This window comes from Thermodesulfobacteriota bacterium, assembly GCA_040755095.1.
In the GTDB taxonomy this organism is placed as follows: domain Bacteria; phylum Desulfobacterota; class Desulfobulbia; order Desulfobulbales; family JBFMBH01; genus JBFMBH01.
The window spans coordinates 1-17,663 of record JBFMBH010000094.1 but is presented as its reverse complement, the minus strand read 5'-3'; the positions used below and the strand labels follow the sequence as shown (position 1 = coordinate 17,663).

The window sequence follows — 17,663 nt, the reverse complement described above, 5'->3', positions numbered from 1 at the left end:
CGGAAGGCCGCCTTGGCGGCCTGGAGAACAGGCGCTGGAGCGACCAGCTCAGCTCGCCCCGTTCAGGGCGCGCCGAAGGCGTGCCCTGAACATGTATTAGACGGCCAGCTGTCTTTCGCGCTGGGGCCTCATGTCGATTATCTGATGTTAAATCCGACTGTTACGCCGTGACCACCCGGGGGTGCCAGAAAAACTCTCCGTGATATCAGCCAGTTGCCCATGGACCTCCGTTTGTGATATGATCTATCTGTCTATCACAGGGCGTCGCCATCCCAGAAAAACTTTGGAATACCGCGTGGATATGTCTTCCAAACCGCCTCAGGCAGTTGACGCACAGCAACAGTTCTGGGAGGCCCTCCGGGCCTGCGTGGAGGAGAACCGGGTGCCGCCCAACCGGTCCGACTTCTACCTGAAGTGGGTCAAGACGTTCATCGAATTCCTGCCCGGAAAGAAGCTCCTTGATCGATCCGGGCAGGATGTGGAGTCCTTCCTGACCCACCTGGGAACCCAGGACGGCATTGCCGATTGGCAGGTGCGCCAAGCCCGCCATGCCCTGAGCATCCTCTACGAAGCCTTCCTGCCGAGCTTCGCCCCCGGAGCGAAATCCCGGGATCGGGAGCCAGTGCCGTCTGCCCACCGCCGACCGCCTGCTGCCTCTTCGGCCCGACAGGAGAAGGCCCTGCCCTTTCGGGACAGCGTCCTGCCTGGCGAGGTGGAGCGCCGGTTCCTGCCGCTCCTGACGTCTGTCCGGACCAGATTGCGCACCAAGCACCTGGCGTACCGGACCGAAACCGCGTACCTGGACTGGATCAGACGATTCATCGCCTTCCATGGCTACGCTGACCCCACGACCATGGACGGGGCCACCGCGGTGCGAGGGTTTCTGGAATACCTGGCGGTGGAGCGGCAGGTGGCGGCGAGCACCCAGAACCAGGCCCTGAACGCCCTGGTCTTCCTCTTCGACCAGGCCCTGGAACAGCCCCTGGGGAAGATGGAGGCCTTTGCCCGCGCCAAGAAGCCGCGCCGGCTGCCAGAGGTGCTGACCCGAGCCGAGGTGCGTGCTCTCCTGGCGGAGATGGAAGCCAATGACGGCCTGGCCGGCCTGATCGCTGGCGTTCTTTACGGCGGCGGGCTGCGGCTGCTGGAGGGGCTGCGGCTGCGGGTGAAGGATCTGGACTTCGAACGGCGGGTGATCACGGTGCGGGACGGCAAGGGCGGCAAGGATCGAGTGACCACGTTGCCGGAGCGCTTCGCCCCGGCTCTGCGCGAGCACCTGGGGCGGCGGCGGGCGATCTTCGACCAGGATCTGGCCAGCGGCTCGGCCGGCGTCTATATCTGGCCGGCCCTGGACCGCAAGTACCCGAACGCGAGCCGGTCCTGGGGCTGGCAGTATGTGTTCCCGGCGTCGAAGCTGTCGGTGGATCCGCGGTCCGGGGCAGTGCGGCGGCACCATCTCCATGAGAGCGTGGTGCAAAAGGCGGTGACGGCGGCGGCCGCTCGAGTGGGTCTGTGCAAGCGGGTCAGCTGCCATACCCTGCGCCACTCCTTCGCCACCCACCTGCTGGAGGCGGGCTACGACATCCGTACCGTGCAGGAGCTGCTTGGTCATAGCGATGTGGCCACCACCATGATCTACACCCATGTCCTCAATCGGCCGGGGATCTCGGTCAAGAGCCCAGCTGATCTCCTCAAGGAGGAGTGAGGGACAGCCAGGACAGAAATAGTCGCCTGCGGCTGGTGGTGTCAAGAGAATTCTTCCCCCGAAACGGTACCCCGGCTGTCAGGCGCCAGTCTGACAGCCAGCTGCGGTGACGTCCCGTCCCCAGGAGCCCACAATCCCCATGCCCCCTACTCCCACCCCCCTGCCCCTCCTTCCCGTGGTCCTGCCCGTGCACCTGGAGGCCGACCTGCCCCGCAGCCAGTGGCTGGCCCGCCAGCGGGCTGCGGCCCGGATCGCCCTCGACCGGGCGGCTGGCCCGCTTCGGCATCACGCTGCCGGCGGCGCTGCCCCGGGGACGAGCGGGGGGCGCCGCAGCTTCTGGCTGGCATCGGCTGGTCGGTGTCTCACAAGCCCACGGTCTGCGCCGCGGTGGTGGGCTGGGGGGCCATGGGCATCGACATCGAGGAGGTCCGGCCCCGGCAGCCGGATCTCGAGGACCGGGTGGGGACAACGGCCGAGTGGGCCATTCTGGGCGGCCGGGGACTGGCCCCCCCTTCCGTCTCTGGACCGCCAAGGAGGCGGTGCTCAAAGCCGCCGGCCTCGGCATCAGCGGGCTGGACCGCTGCCGGATCACCGGCCGGCCCGGCGAGCGGGAACTGTCCCTGGTGCTGGACGGCCGGCTTTTTCTGGTCGAGCTTTGTGGGACAGGATCCTGGCAGGCAGCCCTGGTCAAGGAGCCTGGTCAGGAGATCTGGTGGGAGGTCGGGGAAGAGGAGGACGTGGTGCCGGCGGCGCCGGCGCTTCGCCATCCTGGCCCTCAAGCCGGTGAGCGTGCCAGGTCCCCCCAGAAGGCCCTGGGGTAATGGGCCAGGATGCCGGCATCTTTGGTGATGAGGACCGCCTCCCGCGCAGCGGCGGTGGCAACGATCAGGCGGTCGAAGGGGTCCCGGGTCCAGGTCTGGGGCAGGGCCTCGGTGATGACCCGCAGCAGGGGGAGGTCGCAGAGGCTCAGCCCGATGGTGCAAGCCAGGCTTTCGTAGACAATCCCCGGCTCCACGGCCAGCCTTTCGATTTCATAGAGATACTGCAGCTCAAGGAGAACCAGGGGCGAAATGAGCAGATCGTTCGCCTCGATCTGAGCGCAGACGCCCGGTGGCAAGCGCTCCACCTCGCCGGCATAGGCCCAGACCACCACGTGGGTGTCAAGGTAGATCATGCTCCCACTCCCCGCTCCAATCCAGATGGACGATGGCTTCCGGGTCGCCTCGCAGGCAGTCGTGCTTCACCAGTCGAGCGATCTTGGACGGCGCAGCAACCGGGATCACCCGGAGGAGTCGGCCCCTTCTCTCGATCTCCAGCGGCTGGCCGGTCTCCAGAACCTGGTCCAACAGCCGGTAGATGTTCTCCCGCAGGGTGGAGGCGTTCACGGGCATGGCGATGCTCCTGGGCTGGAGGATATCGTACGTCGATTATGGTCAATATCGTACGATTTGAGCCGGCCACTGTCAAGGAGCCAACAGCGCCTGCCCCGGGATGGCCACTGCTGCCAGCCGGGCCGCTGCGCTGTGGCCACCACCATGATCCACATTCATGTCCTCCATCGCCCGGGATCTCGGTGAAGAGCCCAGCTGATATCCTGGCCGGCAGGGAGCGGGTTCGCAGAGAAGTATAGCCCGCGGTTGACAGCCGATGCGCTTCCGGCCAGGGCCTGTGCGCTCATCGCGGTATGGGTTGGGTGCTGGTCCTGGTCTGCCGCGGCCAGGCCGAAGGGACTGATTTTGGCGGCCGGCGGTCTCGTGCCGCCGCCAGCGCTTGCCGCCGAGCCGGCGCGACAGCCAGGGTGGTGGGCCGAGATGGAGATGGTAGAATGGGCGGCGGCCGGCAGGGTATCTCTTTCCTCCCCGGGACCGGGCCCGGGGCACCAATCCATGGGCATCCTCTCCGGCGGCGCCAAGTCAACAGTCTCTTTCCGGGTGGATCCGTATGCCCGCACATCAGGATGCCTTGGCTGGCCGGGGTGGGGAGACGCCCCCTCCAGCCCTCCTCCCCGTGGTCCTGCCCGTGCACCTGGGGGAAGACCTGCCCCGCAGCCAGTGGCTGGCCAGCCAGCGGGCTGCGGCCCGGGCCGCCCTCGACCGGGCAGCAGCCCGCTTCGGCATCTCCCTGCCGGCGGACCTGCCCAGGGACGAGCGGGGGGCGCCGCTGCTCCTGGCCGGGATCGGCTGGTCGGTGTCCCACAAGCCGTCGGTCTGCGCCGCGGTGGTGGGCTGGGGGGCCATGGGCATTGATATCGAGGAGATCCGGCCCCGGCAGCCGGATCTCGTGGGTCGGGTGGGGACGGCCGCGGAATGGGCAATCCTGGGCGGGCGGGGGCCAGCCGAGCTTTTTCGGCTCTGGACCGCCAAGGAGGCGGTGCTCAAAGCCGCTGGCATCGGCATTGCCGGCCTCGATCGCTGCCGGATCACCGGCCGGCCCGGCGAGGGGGAGCTGGCCCTGGTGCTGGACGGCCGGGCCTTTCTGGTGGCGCTATACGGCACCGCCGCCTGGCAGGCCGCGGTGGTCAAGGCGCCTGGGCAGGCGGTTTCCTGGGAGAAGGGCGAGGGACAGGATGGCAGCGGCAGGTGACACTCCGGAGGCCCCGGGCCGGGGGCGGCAGCAGCACAGGCTGGTAGGCCGCGATCACCAGTCCTCGTCCCCGTACTGGGGCGGCGCCTCGCCAACAACCTCGAGGATCCTGGCTACCTTCCCCTCTTCCGGCTGGGCCTCCCGGACCGCGAGCACCGTCAACCGGTGCAGCAGCTCATCGCCGTAATCGAACCGGTACCAGAACGACCTGCCCGTCTCCAGGCCCAGATCCCGCAGCTCGGTGGCGGCGGCCGCCTGGGCCACCGGAGCGCGTCCCCAGGGCGGGGGGGAGAGCGCCTCACCCCGCGGGGTGCCGGCGTATTCCTGGCGGCGGTCGTGGAAATCGTCGCTGAGGTGGAACGAATAGAGATGATCGTTGTCCCAGCGGAAGGCCTGCTGGATGACGCCGTGGAGGTCGTGCAAGGTCGAGGTATACAGGATCTCGACCACCCGCGACACCTCTTCCGGGATGGTCGTGCAGCCCATGTCGGTCAGCTGCACCTTGAGCCGCAGCACCTGGGCGGGCTGATTGACGAGTCGGCGGATGGTGGCGGGGTCGCTGGACATGGCCAGGGCCCGGCGCAGCTCGGCGTCGCGCTGCGGATCGAGGCGGCAGCATTTCTTGTATTTCTTGCCACTGCCGCACGGGCAGCTCACATTGCGGGGGATGTTGGCCATGAGAAGGTCCCTCTGATAGGCGGCCGGGGGCCGCGATTGGCTGGCCGCGCACGAAGGTCATCGGCCGTCTCGGCGCCCGGCCCACGTCGGGCTCCCGTGGACGCGACCCAGGAGGCGAGACCCCGCCTGCCCTTCACGCGGCGGCCGCTTCCCGCAACACCTTGATCGCCCACTGGTTCAGACTTTGTCCGGCGGCCCTGGCGGCGACGAGGAGGGCGCCCTGGGTTTCCGGGCGCCAGGCGGAGCATGACGCGGCCACTGTGATGCTTGAGGGGATCAAGGCCGCGCTCTCGGCAAAAGTCCATGCATACTTGCAGGGACAGCTCTCCCTCGCGCTGCAACCCCTCCACGTCCTTGGCGTAAAAATCCGCGCCCCCTTAAGGCCGATGACCTCGCCGCGAAACATACCGATCTCGACGTCGCAGGTAATCACGGCCTGGTGGCCGCCGACGGTCATGACATTCATCATGGCGTCACCCCGCTCGAGGGTCGCAGATGCTGCCCCTTCATGGTCGCAATGGTAGCGTTGGCTGCTGCTCCCCGCCAGCAAAATGTGCTGCCAGGCCGAGTGCCCTTGAGGAGCCGGGCGGCCACCGATTGCCGGGCCGCACCGGCTCCCGGTCGTCGCCGGCAACTGGAGATTCGACAAGGCGGACGCAAGGCTGGATCCATTGATCGTGCAAGCGGGCGCACAGGGGGCGCGCATGCGTCTCCCCTACGGGAGGATCCATCTTGCCAGCGTCGCCCCCCGGACGTGGGGGCGGGCAACGCCGGTGGCCGGCACTGTTCCCCGCGGCAGCCAGACCTGCCGCGGCAGGGGCGACGCTTGCGTCGCCTTGCGGGCGGTCCCTTGCCCAGCCCGTTCGAGCCTGGCGCCCACGTTGTCGAAGCCCAATGGACAGGGGCCTGTTTATCGAATATCCGGGCCGGCAATTTGGCGCTGGCTGGAAACCCGACTATACTGGATTGTGCTCCTGGGGATTGCGTCCTGGCAGGCGCTGCGGGAGCAGGAGCCTCTTTTTTGAGGGGCTTCTCTTGCCCGGGGGCGGGCGCGATGGCTTTGGGGAGGACGCCATGAAGGAGGTCCTGACCACCTGCTGCTTCTGCGGCTGCGGCTGCGGACTCTATCTGTCGGTGCGGGACGGCCGGGTGGTGGGGGCGATGCCCAGCCGCAACCATCCGGTCTCCCGCAGCAATCTGTGCTCCAAGGGCTGGCATGCCCACCAGTTCATCCACCACCCCGGCCGGCTGACCACCCCCCTGGTGCGCAAAGACGGAGAGCTGGTGCCGGCCTCCTGGGACGAGGCCCTGGAGCGGACCGCCGGCGCCCTCGCGCGCATCCGCGCCGAGCGGGGGCCAGAGGCCCTGGGGGTGATGGCCTCCGCCAAGTGCACCAACGAGGAGAACTTCCTCCTCCAGAAGCTGGCCCGCCTGGTGCTGGGCACCGACAACATCGACCACTGCGCCCGGCTCTGACACGCGCCGTCGGTGGCCGGGCTGGCCACCACCTTCGGCTCCGGCGCCATGACCAACTCCATCGAGGAGATCGCCGGCTCGGACGTCATCCTGGTGGTGGGCTCCAACACCACCGAGGCCCATCCCCAGGTGGCCCGCCGGATCTTCGAGGCCGTCGACCGGGGGGCGCGGCTCATCGTGGTCGATCCCCGGCGCACCGCCCTGGCGGAGGCGGCGCACATCCATCTGCCGCTCCGGCCCGGCACCGATGTGCCCCTGGTGAACGCCATGATGCGCATCATCCTGGATGCCAATCTGGTGGATGATGCCTTCGTCGAGATGCGCACCGAGGGCTTCGGCCGGCTGCGGGACATGCTCTTCCGCCTGGATCTCGCGGCCACCGTGCAGCTCACCGGGGTCTCGGCCGAGCTGCTGGCCCTGGCGGCGGAGGCGTACGCCAGCGCCGCCAAGGCCACCATCTGCTACTGCATGGGCATCACCCAGCACGTGGCCGGCACCGACAATGTCCAGGCCCTGGCCAACCTGGCGATGATGACCGGCCATGTCGAGCAGGAGCTCACCGGCGTTGATCCCTTGCGGGGCCAGAACAACGTCCAGGGCTCCTGCGACATGGGGGCCCTGCCCGGGGTCCTGCCCGGCTACCAGCGCCTCCTGGATCCGGCCGCCCGGGCCCGCTTCGAAGAGGCCTGGGCCGGGCCGCTGCCGGCGCGGCCCGGCCGCACCCTGGTGGAGATGACCCACGGCGGGCCGGACGGGCCCATCCGGGGCATGCTCATCATGGCGGAGAACCCGATCCTGTCCGATCCGGAGGCGGACCGGGTGGCCGCCACCCTGGCCGGCCTCGACTTCCTGGCGGTGTCGGAGATCTTCCTGTCGGAAACCGCCCGCCTGGCCCATGTGGTCTTCCCGGCCGCCACCTTTGCCGAGAAGACCGGCACCTTCACCAGCTCCGAGCGCCGGGTGCAGCTGGTGCGGGCGGCCATCCCGCCCCTGGCCGGCTGTCGCAGCGACTTCGAGATCATCCTCGCCCTGGCCGAGCGCCTGGGCCGGCCCCTGGACTGCGACTCGCCGGCGGAGGTCATGGAGGAGATCGCCCTTCTGGTGCCGGCCTACGGCGGCATCTTCCACGACCGGCTGGCGGCCGGCTGGGGCCTGCAGTGGCCCTGTCCCAACCGGCAGCATGCGGGCACCGGCTTTCTGCACAAGTATTCCTTTGCCCGGGGCAAGGGCCTGTTTGTGCCCACGGACTTTCGGCCAGCGGCCGAGATCCCGGATGCGGACTATCCTCTGGCCCTCATCACCGGCAGCGTCTATCACCATCACCGCACCGGCACCATGACCCGGCTGGCCTCCAGCCTGGCCCGGGAGTGCCCGACAGCCCAGGTGGAGGTCAACCCGGCCGACGCCCGTCCCCTGGGCCTGCGGAACGGCGAGCCGGTGCGGCTGGTCTCCCGCCGCGGCGCGGTGGCCCTGGAGGCGCTCCTGACCGAGCGGGTGCCGGCGGGCTCGGTCTTCGCCTCCTTCCACGCGGCCGACTCGCCGGTGAACCGGCTCACCACCGGCGCCCTGGACCCGGTGGCCAAGTGCCCGGAGCTGAAATTCTCCGCCGTGCGCCTGGAGAAGATCCCATGAGCCCCGAGCGACGCATTCTGGCCAAGGAGCATCTGGCGCCCTTCCTGCGCAAGCTGGCCAAGGGCCACCGCCTGGTGGCGCCGGTGGCCATGCCGCCCGGCGACACCCGTCTCGCGGTGGTGGAGGACCTGGACCGGACGCCGCTGGATCTCGAGCACCCGAGCCAGATCTCCGCCAAGCCCTTCCTCTTTCCCCAGGAGGAGGTGCTGTTCACCTACCAGGGCGGACCGGCCACCGGCGGCGGCCTCTTTGTCCCGGTCTACCACAGCATCCCGACGGTCTATTTCGCCTTGCGCTCCTGCGATGTGTCGGCCCTCCTCTACCAGGATGTGGTCTTCCTGCACAGGGCCAAGGACCCGTACTATGCCCGCCGCCGCCACAACGCGGTGCTCATCAGCCTGGCCTGCAACACGCCCTTTCCCCACTGCTTCTGCAACGCCACCCGGAGCGGCCCCTTCCTGGAGCATGGCTTCGATCTGCAGCTCACCGATCTCGGCGACCGCTTCTATGTGGAGAGCGGCCGCCGCCGGGGCGAGGAGATCCTGGCCCGCTGGCCCCAGTTCTTCCGGCCGGCCGGGCCCGAGGAGGCCCGGGCCCAGTACCAGCTGAGCCTGGAGGCCCGGGGGGCCTTCCCCCGCCCGGTGCCGGTGTTGACGGCCTGCCAGCGGCTGGCCCGGGGCGAGGTGCCGGAGGAGGTCTGGCTGGCCCTGTCGGCCCGCTGCCAGGACTGCGGTGGCTGCGCCTACCTCTGCCCCACCTGCACCTGCTTCACCATCACCGACCACCAGACGAGCGCCACCGGCGGCGAGCGACGCCGGGCCTGGGATGCCTGCACCTTTGCCGGCTTCACCCGCATGGCCGGTGGCCACAACCCGGTGGACCGCCGGCGGCACGGCATCCGGGAGCGGTTCTCCCACAAGCTGCTCCACGACTTCCGGCAGCATGGCCGGCCGTCGTGCGTCGGCTGCGGCCGCTGCGTCGGCATCTGCTTCGGCGGCGTCGACATCGTCCGCTTCATCGATCTGGCTTGCGGCCTGGACGCCCGCTGGGCCCGCCTGGGCTAGACCGCCCCCACCGCTTTGTCGAGGAAGGCCATGCCGGATAGCGCCAAGAACGACAACATCTACCAGCCCCGGCCAGCGCGGATTGACCGGGTGATCCGGGAAAGCTCCCAGATCAAGACCTTCGTGGTCCGCTTCGCCGAGCCCGCCGTCCAGGAGGCCTTCACCTACCGGCCCGGCCAGTTCCTTATGGTGTCGGTGCCGGGCTGCGGCGAGGCGCCCATCTCCATCGCCTCCTCCCCGACGCGGCCGGAGGAGATCCATCTGGCCATCCGCCGGGCCGGCCAGCTGACCGCCGCCCTCCACCTCCTGGGGCCGGGCGCCGCCATCGGCCTGCGCGGCCCCTACGGCCGCCCCTTCCCGGTGGAGGATCTGGCCGGCCGGCCCCTGCTCTTCGTGGCCGGCGGCATCGGTCTGGCCCCCTTGCGCTCGGTGATCCTCTACACCCTGGACCAGGGCAAGGCCTACGGGCCCCGCACCATCCTCTACGGCAGCCGCCTGCCCTCGGACATCGCCTTCCGCCAGGATCTGGCGGCCTGGCAGGAGGATGCGGCCACCACCTGCCTGGTCACCGTCGACCAGGCCGAGGCGGGCTGGGACGGCCCGGTGGGGGTGGTCACCACCCTCTTCGACCGGATCAGCATCGACCCGGAAGCCACGGTGGCCCTGGTCTGCGGGCCGCCCCTCATGATCCGGTTCGTCCTGGCGGAGCTTGCCCGGCGGGGCCTGCCTGCCGAGCGCATCTACACCACCCTGGAGCGCCACATGAAGTGCGGGGTCGGGGTCTGCCGCCACTGCCACCTGGACGGCCGCCTGGTGTGCGCCGATGGCCCGGTCTTCTCCCTGGCCGAGCTGGCGGACCTGACCACCTTCTGAGGGGGGCCGCGGGCCGCCAAATCGCAGGTCTCATAGGTCCCATAGTCCTCTAGGTCCTATAAATCCCATAGGTCCCATGCCTGGCCCGGCACCACCGGCCTGTCAGGCGGGGCCCCGTCCTGCAAGCCGCTTGCGGGGCGCGGCAAACCCCGCTAGACTGACCGGTCTTGGCTGCGGTTGCAGGCCCCCTGCCCTCTTGCGGTCCGCGGCGATTCCTCTCCTGTCCACAGGCACATGCCATGCTCCTGGTCGGCGTTCTTTCCGATACCCATCTGTACCGGGCCGAGCCCTGGCTCTGCCAGACGGTGGCGCGGGTTTTTGCCGGGGCGCCGGTGATCCTGCACGCCGGTGATCTGACCGAGGCGGCGGTGCTGGATGCCTTTGCCGGCAAGACCGTCCATGCCGTCTGCGGCAACATGTGCTCCCTGGCCTGCCGCAGCGGGCTGCCCCTTCTGCGGGTGGTGGAGCTGGCCGGCTTTCGCATCGGCCTCGCCCATGGCGCCGGCCTGGGACCGGACCTGGAGCGGGAGCTGGCCCGGCTCTTCCCGGACGACCTCGACTGCATCGTCTACGGCCATACCCATCAGGCGGTCTGCCACCGGCGGGACGGTATCCTGTTCCTGAACCCCGGCACCTTCCGGGCGGGCGGCCGGGGCTCCTATGGCCTCCTTGGTCTGGGGGAGACGATAACCGGCGAGATCCACCCTCTGGAGAGGGCGCCGTGAAGAGCCTGTGGACCCCGTGGCGGATGGCCTATGTGGGAGCGCCGCGGGTGGAAGGCCGCTGCCCGTTCTGCCCGCCGCCCGCCGCGGCGGACCACAGGGCGGCCCTGCTCCTTATGGCGGACGGGGTGACCGCGGTCTTTCTCAACCGCTTCCCCTATGCCAACGGCCATCTTCTGGTGGCGCCCTGCCGCCATGTGGCGGATCTGGCCGAGCTGTCCCCGGCGGAGCTGGCTGCCCTGGGCAACCGCCTCCAGGACAGTGTCGCCATCCTGCGCCGGCATCTGGCCCCCCAGGGCTTCAACCTCGGCCTCAACCTGGGGCCGGTGGCCGGGGCCGGCCGGGCCGACCATCTCCACGTCCATGTCGTGCCCCGCTGGGACGGCGACCACAACTTCATGACCGTTCTGGCCGAGGTGCGGACCATTCCGGAGCATATCGACGCCACCTATGACCGACTCCGCCCCGACTTCGCGCGCCTTGTTGACCCCGGGACCTGACGGGCCGGGGCAGCCCGGGCCGGCGCCCACCCCGGCGGCGGCCGCCCTGGCCGAGGCCCGGGTCACGCCCATGCTCCAGCAGTACCTGGCCATCAAGGCCCAGTATCCGGACACCATTCTCTTCTACCGGATGGGCGACTTCTTCGAGATGTTCTTCGAGGATGCCGAGACCGCGGCCCAGGTGCTGGGCATCACGCTGACCTCCCGCAGCGGCAAGGACGCCGAGGTGCGGATTCCCATGGCCGGGGTGCCCTGCCATTCCGCGTCCTCCTACCTGGCGAAGCTGGTAGGCGCCGGCTTCCGGGTGGCGATCTGCGAGCAGACCGAGGACCCGGCCCTGGCCAGGGGCCTGGTGCGGCGGGAGGTGGTGCGGGTGGTCACCCCCGGCCTCGCCACCGAGGAGGGGATCCTCGACGCCCGCCAGAACCGCTACCTGGCGGCGCTGGCCCTGGTGGAGCGGCGCTGGGGGCTGGCCCTGGCGGATCTGTCCACCGGCGAGTTTGCGGTGGCCGAGCCGGCGGGCGAGGCGGAGCTGGTGGACGAGCTTATGCGCCTGGCGCCGGCGGAGCTCCTGCTGCCGGACCCCCTGCCCGCGGGCATGCAGGCCCTGGCCGGCACGGTGGCCGCCCTCCTGCCCCGGCTGTGCCGCACCGGCCGGCCCGAGGCGGCCTTTGACCCGGCGGCCAGCCGGGAGGCCCTGCTGGCCCATTTCCGGGTGGCGAGCCTGGCGGGCTTCGGCTGCGAGCACCTGCGGGCCGGGCTGACCGCGGCGGGCGCCCTGCTGGGCTATCTGCAGGAGACCCAGAAGGCGAGCCTCGATCATCTGGAGCGGCTGGCGATCCTGGAGCGGGACGATGTGCTGATCGTGGACGAGTCCTCCCGCCGCAACCTGGAGCTGGTGCAGACCGTGGTGGGCGGCAAGAGGGAGGGCTCGCTCCTGGAGGCCCTGGATGGCACCGCCACCCCCATGGGGGCGCGGCTCCTCCGGCGCTGGCTCCTGGCCCCCTTGCGCCAGCCGCAAGCCATCGAGCGCCGGCTTTCGGCGGTCGCCAATCTCGTCCAGGAGGCCGGGCGGCGGGCACGGCTCCGCCAGGCCCTGGCCGGGGTCTACGACCTGGAGCGGCTCAACAGCCGGGTGGTGCTGGGCTCGGCCAACGGCCGGGATCTCCTGGCCCTGGGCGCCTCCCTGGCAGCCCTGCCGGCCCTGGCCGCCGAGCTGGTGCCTCTGGCCCCTGGCCGGTTGCCGGAGCTGGGCCAGGAGCTCGACCCCATGACCGATCTGGCGGCGCTGATTGCGGCCAGCATCCGCGAGGAGGCGCCGGCCACGGTCCGGGAAGGAGGGCTGATCCGGGAAGGCTACTCCGCCGAGCTGGACGAGATCATGGCCATGCTCCGGGACGGCAAGCGGCTGATCGCCGAGCTGGAGGCGGCCGAGCGCAGCCGCACCGGCATCGCCAACCTCAAGGTGGGCTACAACCGGGTCTTCGGCTACTACCTCGAGGTGACCAAGAGCCAGCTGGGCCAGGTGCCGGCGGACTTCATCCGCAAGCAGACCCTGTCCACCGGCGAGCGCTTCATCACCCCGGATCTCAAGGCCTTCGAGGCCAAGGTGCTCTCGGCCCAGGAGCGGCGGCTGGGCCTGGAGCACGAGCTGTTTGTCGCCATCCGCAGCCAGCTGGCTGCCGCCTCCGGCCGGGTGCGGCAGGCGGCCAGCCTGGTGGCGGAGCTGGACGTCTACACGGCCCTGGCCGAGGTGGCCAGCCGCCACCGCTATGTGCGGCCCCAGGTCAACGGCGGCGAGGCGATCCGCATCCGGGAAGGCCGGCACCCGGTGATCGAGCGGAGCCTGCCCCCGGGCCGCTTCGTGCCCAACGATATCGAGCTGGACCAGACCGCCCAGGAGGTGCTCATCGTCACCGGCCCGAACATGGCCGGCAAGTCCACGGTGCTGCGCCAGACGGCGCTCATCGTCCTCATGGCCCAGATGGGCTCCTTCGTACCTGCCGCCGAGGCCACGATCGGGGTGGTGGATCGCATCTTCACCCGGGTGGGGGCCATGGATGACCTGGCCCGGGGCCAGAGCACCTTCATGGTGGAGATGAGCGAGACCGCCAACATCCTCCACCACGCCACCGACCGCAGCCTGGTGATCCTGGACGAGATCGGCCGCGGCACCAGCACCTTCGACGGCCTGGCCATCGCCTGGGCGGTCACCGAGGATTTGGCCACCCGGAATGGCCGGGGGGTCAAGACCATTTTTGCCACGCATTATCACGAGCTTACCGAGCTGGCCTTGACGCTGCCGCGGGTGAAAAACTATACTGTCGCGATCCGGGAGTGGAACGACAGCATCGTCTTCCTGCACCGCCTGCAGGAGGGTGGCACCAGCCGCTCCTACGGCATCCAGGTGGCGGCCCTGGCCGGGGTGCCGGCCCGGGTGGTGGCCCGGGCCAAGGAGATCCTGGCCAACATCGAGCAGGGCGAGCTGGACCGCTGGGGCGAGCCGCGGATCGCCGGCCACCGGCCAGCGCCGGGCAAGCCCCAGCAGCTGGATCTTTTTGCCGGCCTCGATGATCCGGTGCGGTCGCGCCTGCAGGAGATCCAGCCGGATCGCCTCTCCCCCATCGAGGCCTTGAACCTGCTCTACGAGCTGAAAGGCCTGTAGGGCGCCGCGCAGGATGGACAGGATGGACAGGACGGACAGGATGGACAGGGGACGGTGGTCCGGAGCTGTCCTGGTCGTGCTGCTGGCTCTCCTCGCCCTGCCGCTGGCAGCGAAGGGCCAGGGCTTGACCCAGGTCCAATCCATCCGTCACTGGTCCACCGGCGACTACACCCGGGTGGTGGTGGAGCTGGCGGCAGCGGTCAGCCACCGGCACGGGGTGCTGCCGGCGAGCGGCGACCTGCCGCCGCGGCTCTATCTCGACCTCCTGGCCGTCAGCCTGCCCGCCGAGCTGCGGCAGCCGATCCCGGTGGCGGACGGGCTGCTGCGGCAGGTGCGGGCCGGCCAGTTCGCCCCGGATGTGGTGCGGGTGGTGCTGGACCTGGAGTCTTTGGCCGGGTTCGAGATCTTCGATCTGCCGGCGCCCCAGCGGCTGGTCATCGATATCCGGGGCAAGGGCCAGGCTGGCCCGGCCAGCGCCAAGGCCCGGCCGCCGGCGCCGGCCCCCTCCCCTGCCCCGGCGCCGCTGCGCATCGTGCTCGATCCGGGCCACGGCGGCAAGGATCCGGGCGCGGTGGGGGTGGGCGGTCTGCTGGAGAAGGACGTGGTGCTGGCGGTGGCGAAAAGGGCTGCCGAGCGGCTGCGGCGGGAGATGGGCTGCAAGGTGATCCTGACCCGGGACCGGGACGTCTTCCTGGCCCTGGAGGAGCGCACCGCCCTGGCCAATGCCGCCAAGGGCGATCTTTTCGTGTCCATCCACGCCAATGCCGCGCCGTCCGCCGATCTGCGCGGCATCGAGACCTACTTCCTGTCCCCGGCCTCCGGCGACGACGCCCTCCGGGTGGCGGCCCGGGAGAATGCCGCCGCCTCGGCCAAGGCCATGGGCGACCTGCAGGCCATCCTCCTGGATCTCCTCCGGAACTCGAAGCTCAACGAGTCGGCGCGGCTGGCGGAAGCGGTCCAGGCCAGCCTCGTGGACGGCCTGCGGCGCCAGTATCCGGATGTGCCCAACCTGGGGGTCAAGCAGGCCCCCTTCTACGTCCTCATCGGCGCCCAGATGCCGGCGGTGCTGGCCGAGATCTCCTTTGTCAGCAATCCGGTGGAGGCCCGGCGGCTGCAGGACGCCGCCTACACCGACGCCATCGCAGCGCATCTCACCTCCGGTATCAGCTCCTACGTGGGCAAGACCACGGTCGCCCTCCTGGCGCCGCCCACCCGCCGTCCCCTGCCCTGACCGGCGCGCCAGCCCTTACGGGGCGGTTGGCGGCACCTTTTCGCCCAGCTCGGAGGCATAGCGCTGCCAGGCGGCCACCGCGGCCTGGTTGTCGGCGGCCGGCGCGCCGGCCCGGAAGCCGAAGTCCTGGCGGGTGCTGGTGCGCAAGGCGTTTGCCACCTCGGCCTGATCCGGTCCACTGGTCTTGTCCAGGAGGCCGGCCAGGGCTTTGACCACCGGCGGCTCCGGATAGGCGGACAGGGCGCGGACCGTGTCCACCCAGGCCGCGCCTTGGGTCTTGGCCAGCCGCTCCAGCAGGAAATCCTGGCCGCCGGGATGGGGATAGAGCCGCAGGCTCTTGGCGATGAGGGAATACAGGCCCGGGTCCTGGCGGCTGGCGGCAAACAGGCGCTCGAAGAGCTCGGCGCGGCGGTGGTGGAAGATGATGCTCAAGGCCTCGGCGGCGGTCTTCTGGTTGTCGCTGGCCGCCGCCACCAGCAGGTACTCGAAGTCGGTGTACTTGTTGCGGGCGTACAGGGCCCGCAGGGCCTGGGCCCCGGCATCCGGGGTGGCGGGGGCCCAGGCGATGGCCTTCAGCCTGGCCACCAGCTCCTCGTCGTAGGGCCGCTCGGCAAGGGCCAGGCTTTGCAGGGCCTTCTCCTGGACAAAGGGATCGGGGCTGGCCAGGCCGGCGTCGATGGCGGGCCAGAAGCTGGCATCGTCCTTCAGCCAGGGCATGGCGGCGAAGAGGGAGCCATAGGCCAGGAGCTGGCGGGCAGGGTCGGCGAAGAGATCGAGGAGCAGCTGGCGGGCGCGCGCCGGGGCCCGGCCCTGCAGGTACTGGAAGATGGCCACCAGCTCCCGGTAGCCGGCAGGGTCCGTGGCCTGCCAGCTGCTGGCCAGAGCCGGAAGCACGATCTCCTCGGGATAGCGGTTCAGCTCGGCCCACAGCTCGGTGCGGCTGGCCACCGAGCTGCCGGCAGCGGTCAGCTGCTTGATCAGGGCCGGCAGGGCGGCAGGGTCGGCGGCGGCCGGCTGGCTCGGCCCCGCGACAGGGGCCGGTGCCGGCGCCGGCGCTGGCGGGGGGGCTGGCTGGCGGCCGGCGAGCACCAGCGCCACTGCGGCGGCCACAGCCAGGCCGCCGGCGGCCCAGGGCAGAAGGCGCTTGCGGGTGGCGGCCCGGTGGGCAGCGGCGACGGCCTCCCGGCCTTTGCCGGTGCCAAGGGCCTCCGGTGAGGCGATGCCCCCCAGGAGCAGCTCCTTTTGGATGTCCAGAATCGCCGACACCTCCCGCAGGGTCAGCGCGCCGCTCTGGATCAGGATCTGCCCCAGAAAGATCTCTGTCCCGGCCGCCTTCAGCCGGGCCTGCTCGGCCAGGCCCCGCTCCAGGTCCTGGCTGGTCAGCATGCGGCGCTGGACCGCGATCTCCCCGAACAGGGTCCGGGATGTCCCACTGGCTCCGTCGCTCACGAAGGCCCTCCTGGCTGCGTCTGTGGTGTCTGCCCGCCGGCCGCCTGGGCCACCCCCGGGCGGGTTGGCATCCGTGAATGATAGCAGGGCTGACCCGGCCGGAGAACGGTCAGCGGCGGCGCAGGCGCTCCAGGCGCTGGCGCAGATCGGTATCCGTTGGCGGCGGAGCCGGCGGCAGGGTCTTCATCCCGGGCAGCACCCGCTGGATCTCCTCCCGGGTCTTCTGGCGCAACGCGTCCTGCAGCCGCTCCTGCGCCGCCGCCGCGTCCAGTCGGGCCTGGGGGTCGCTGGCGGTGCCGGTGAGGCGGAGCTGGATCTGGGCCCGACCTTCCCGGTCGATGAGGAGCCGTCCCAGGGGGGTCTGCGCCCGCAGGCGGCCGGCCAGGGGCTCGGCCAGATCCAGCGTCACCGGCAGGTCCAGGGAGCCGTCGAGGCCCACCTGGCCATCGGTTTCCAGGCGCAGCTGCGGCTGTTCCAGGATGGCGTTCACCTGGGCCAGGGCGGCGGCCACCCGGAAGCTGCCGGCCAGGCGATCGAAGGCCGGCTCCTCCAGCTCCGGCAGATCCAGGAGCCGGGCCATGGCCACGAAGGCCTTGGTCCTTTTCAGCTGCAGGCGGTCGGCGCCGAAGGTGCCGTCGGCCTGCAGACTCTCCCGCAGCTGGGGCCAGTCGAAGCTGGCCCCGGACAGGCGGGCCGCCAGCTCGGCCTTGCCCTGGGCCTTGCCGGCCGCCTGGGGAGAGGCGGCCAGCAGCTCGGCCAGCTCCAGGCCCTGGGCCCTGGTGCTGCCCTGAAAGGCCGGAGCCGCCCCCTGGGCGTCCAGGCGCAGCTCCCCGGTCAGGGCGCCTTGGGCCAGGCCGGCCGCCAAGTCGGTGACCGTGAGCACCCCGTCTTCCCAGGTGTAGCGGAGGCCGAGATCCCGCACCAGGAGCCCCTCATAGCTGGCCTGGCCAACGTGCAGCCGACCCTGGGCGGTTAGAGTCGGCGGGCGGCTCCCGGCGTCGGTCTTCCGGGCCGGGCCGGCCGGCTGCTCGGCCGGCGGGCCCTTGGGCAGGGAAGCGGCGGCGGCCAGCAGCCGGTCCAGCCGCAGG

At 70.5% G+C, this 17,663-nt stretch carries 15 protein-coding genes and 1 pseudogene; 10 read left to right on the top strand and 6 right to left on the bottom strand.

Features of this window, described 5'->3' with window-relative positions:
* Positions 1–382 precede the first annotated feature (382 nt).
* Positions 383–1,702 (top strand): integron integrase, encoded by a 1,320-nt coding sequence (locus AB1634_13575; protein ID MEW6220545.1) that lies wholly within the window; start codon positions 383–385, stop codon positions 1,700–1,702.
* Positions 1,703–2,178: 476 nt separating this feature from the next.
* Entirely contained in the window at positions 2,179–2,523 is a 345-nt protein-coding gene (locus tag AB1634_13570) for a 4'-phosphopantetheinyl transferase superfamily protein (protein ID MEW6220544.1), read from the top strand.
* On the opposite strand, the gene AB1634_13565 is transcribed toward AB1634_13570, so the two are convergent.
* Together AB1634_13565 and AB1634_13560 are read right to left on the bottom strand one after the other, a co-directional pair.
* Entirely contained in the window at positions 2,478–2,876 is a 399-nt protein-coding gene (locus tag AB1634_13565; protein MEW6220543.1) for a PIN domain-containing protein, read from the bottom strand. The two genes, AB1634_13570 and AB1634_13565, sit on opposite strands and share 46 nt — an antisense overlap.
* Entirely contained in the window at positions 2,863–3,093 is a 231-nt protein-coding gene (locus tag AB1634_13560; protein MEW6220542.1) for a type II toxin-antitoxin system Phd/YefM family antitoxin, read from the bottom strand. The genes AB1634_13565 and AB1634_13560 overlap by 14 nt, the downstream gene beginning before the upstream one ends.
* A 550-nt stretch (positions 3,094–3,643) precedes the next feature.
* On the opposite strand from AB1634_13560, the gene AB1634_13555 reads away from it, so the two are divergent.
* Positions 3,644–4,285 (top strand): 4'-phosphopantetheinyl transferase superfamily protein, encoded by a 642-nt coding sequence (locus AB1634_13555; GenBank protein ID MEW6220541.1) that lies wholly within the window; start codon positions 3,644–3,646, stop codon positions 4,283–4,285.
* 54 nt (positions 4,286–4,339) lie between these two features.
* Here AB1634_13555 and AB1634_13550 read toward each other — a convergent pair whose 3' ends face one another.
* Positions 4,340–4,963: an SEC-C metal-binding domain-containing protein gene (locus tag AB1634_13550; GenBank protein MEW6220540.1), complete on the bottom strand. Its 624-nt coding sequence runs from the start codon at positions 4,961–4,963 to the stop codon at positions 4,340–4,342.
* 133 nt (positions 4,964–5,096) lie between these two features.
* Positions 5,097–5,432 (bottom strand): annotated as a pseudogene (locus AB1634_13545) (type II toxin-antitoxin system HicB family antitoxin).
* A 425-nt stretch (positions 5,433–5,857) separates the two neighbouring features.
* On the opposite strand from AB1634_13545, the gene fdhF reads away from it, so the two are divergent.
* The 7 genes from fdhF (at position 5,858) to AB1634_13510 (ending at position 15,126) form a co-directional block, all read left to right on the top strand.
* Positions 5,858–8,071, top strand: coding sequence for a formate dehydrogenase subunit alpha (gene fdhF, locus AB1634_13540; GenBank protein MEW6220539.1), 2,214 nt, complete (start codon positions 5,858–5,860; stop codon positions 8,069–8,071).
* Positions 8,068–9,135: a 4Fe-4S dicluster domain-containing protein gene (locus AB1634_13535; GenBank protein MEW6220538.1), complete on the top strand. Its 1,068-nt coding sequence runs from the start codon at positions 8,068–8,070 to the stop codon at positions 9,133–9,135. Before fdhF ends, AB1634_13535 begins: the two co-directional genes overlap by 4 nt.
* Before the next feature lie 30 nt (positions 9,136–9,165).
* Positions 9,166–10,008: an FAD/NAD(P)-binding protein gene (locus tag AB1634_13530; protein ID MEW6220537.1), complete on the top strand. Its 843-nt coding sequence runs from the start codon at positions 9,166–9,168 to the stop codon at positions 10,006–10,008.
* A gap of 239 nt (positions 10,009–10,247) precedes the next feature.
* A complete protein-coding gene (locus tag AB1634_13525; protein MEW6220536.1) occupies positions 10,248–10,733 on the top strand; it encodes a metallophosphoesterase family protein in 486 nt (161 codons plus the stop codon).
* A complete protein-coding gene (locus tag AB1634_13520) occupies positions 10,730–11,230 on the top strand; it encodes an HIT domain-containing protein (protein MEW6220535.1) in 501 nt (166 codons plus the stop codon). The genes AB1634_13525 and AB1634_13520 overlap by 4 nt, the downstream gene beginning before the upstream one ends.
* Before the next feature lie 70 nt (positions 11,231–11,300).
* Positions 11,301–13,895, top strand: a complete 2,595-nt coding sequence (gene mutS, locus AB1634_13515; GenBank protein ID MEW6220534.1) for a DNA mismatch repair protein MutS — start codon at positions 11,301–11,303, stop codon at positions 13,893–13,895.
* Positions 13,896–13,935: 40 nt separating this feature from the next.
* Positions 13,936–15,126, top strand: a complete 1,191-nt coding sequence (locus tag AB1634_13510) for an N-acetylmuramoyl-L-alanine amidase (GenBank protein ID MEW6220533.1) — start codon at positions 13,936–13,938, stop codon at positions 15,124–15,126.
* 15 nt (positions 15,127–15,141) lie between these two features.
* On the opposite strand, the gene AB1634_13505 is transcribed toward AB1634_13510, so the two are convergent.
* A complete protein-coding gene (locus tag AB1634_13505) occupies positions 15,142–16,575 on the bottom strand; it encodes a hypothetical protein (GenBank protein ID MEW6220532.1) in 1,434 nt (477 codons plus the stop codon).
* Positions 16,576–16,684: 109 nt separating this feature from the next.
* The coding region (locus AB1634_13500; GenBank protein MEW6220531.1) for an AsmA-like C-terminal region-containing protein at positions 16,685–17,663 on the bottom strand (979 nt) is incomplete at its 5' end.

Bases quoted from the DNA above. Each gene is read 5' to 3' on its own strand.
- AB1634_13530 (MEW6220537.1), top strand. From the start codon at position 9,166: ATGCCGGATAGCGCCAAGAACGACAACATCTACCAGCCCCGGCCAGCG.
- AB1634_13510 (MEW6220533.1), top strand. From the start codon at position 13,936: ATGGACAGGGGACGGTGGTCCGGAGCTGTCCTGGTCGTGCTGCTGGCT.
- AB1634_13555 (MEW6220541.1), top strand. From the start codon at position 3,644: ATGCCCGCACATCAGGATGCCTTGGCTGGCCGGGGTGGGGAGACGCCC.
- AB1634_13525 (MEW6220536.1), top strand. From the start codon at position 10,248: ATGCTCCTGGTCGGCGTTCTTTCCGATACCCATCTGTACCGGGCCGAG.
- AB1634_13535 (MEW6220538.1), top strand. From the start codon at position 8,068: ATGAGCCCCGAGCGACGCATTCTGGCCAAGGAGCATCTGGCGCCCTTC.
- AB1634_13565 (MEW6220543.1), bottom strand. From the start codon at position 2,876: ATGATCTACCTTGACACCCACGTGGTGGTCTGGGCCTATGCCGGCGAG.
- AB1634_13550 (MEW6220540.1), bottom strand. From the start codon at position 4,963: ATGGCCAACATCCCCCGCAATGTGAGCTGCCCGTGCGGCAGTGGCAAG.
- mutS (MEW6220534.1), top strand. From the start codon at position 11,301: ATGCTCCAGCAGTACCTGGCCATCAAGGCCCAGTATCCGGACACCATT.
- AB1634_13560 (MEW6220542.1), bottom strand. From the start codon at position 3,093: ATGCCCGTGAACGCCTCCACCCTGCGGGAGAACATCTACCGGCTGTTG.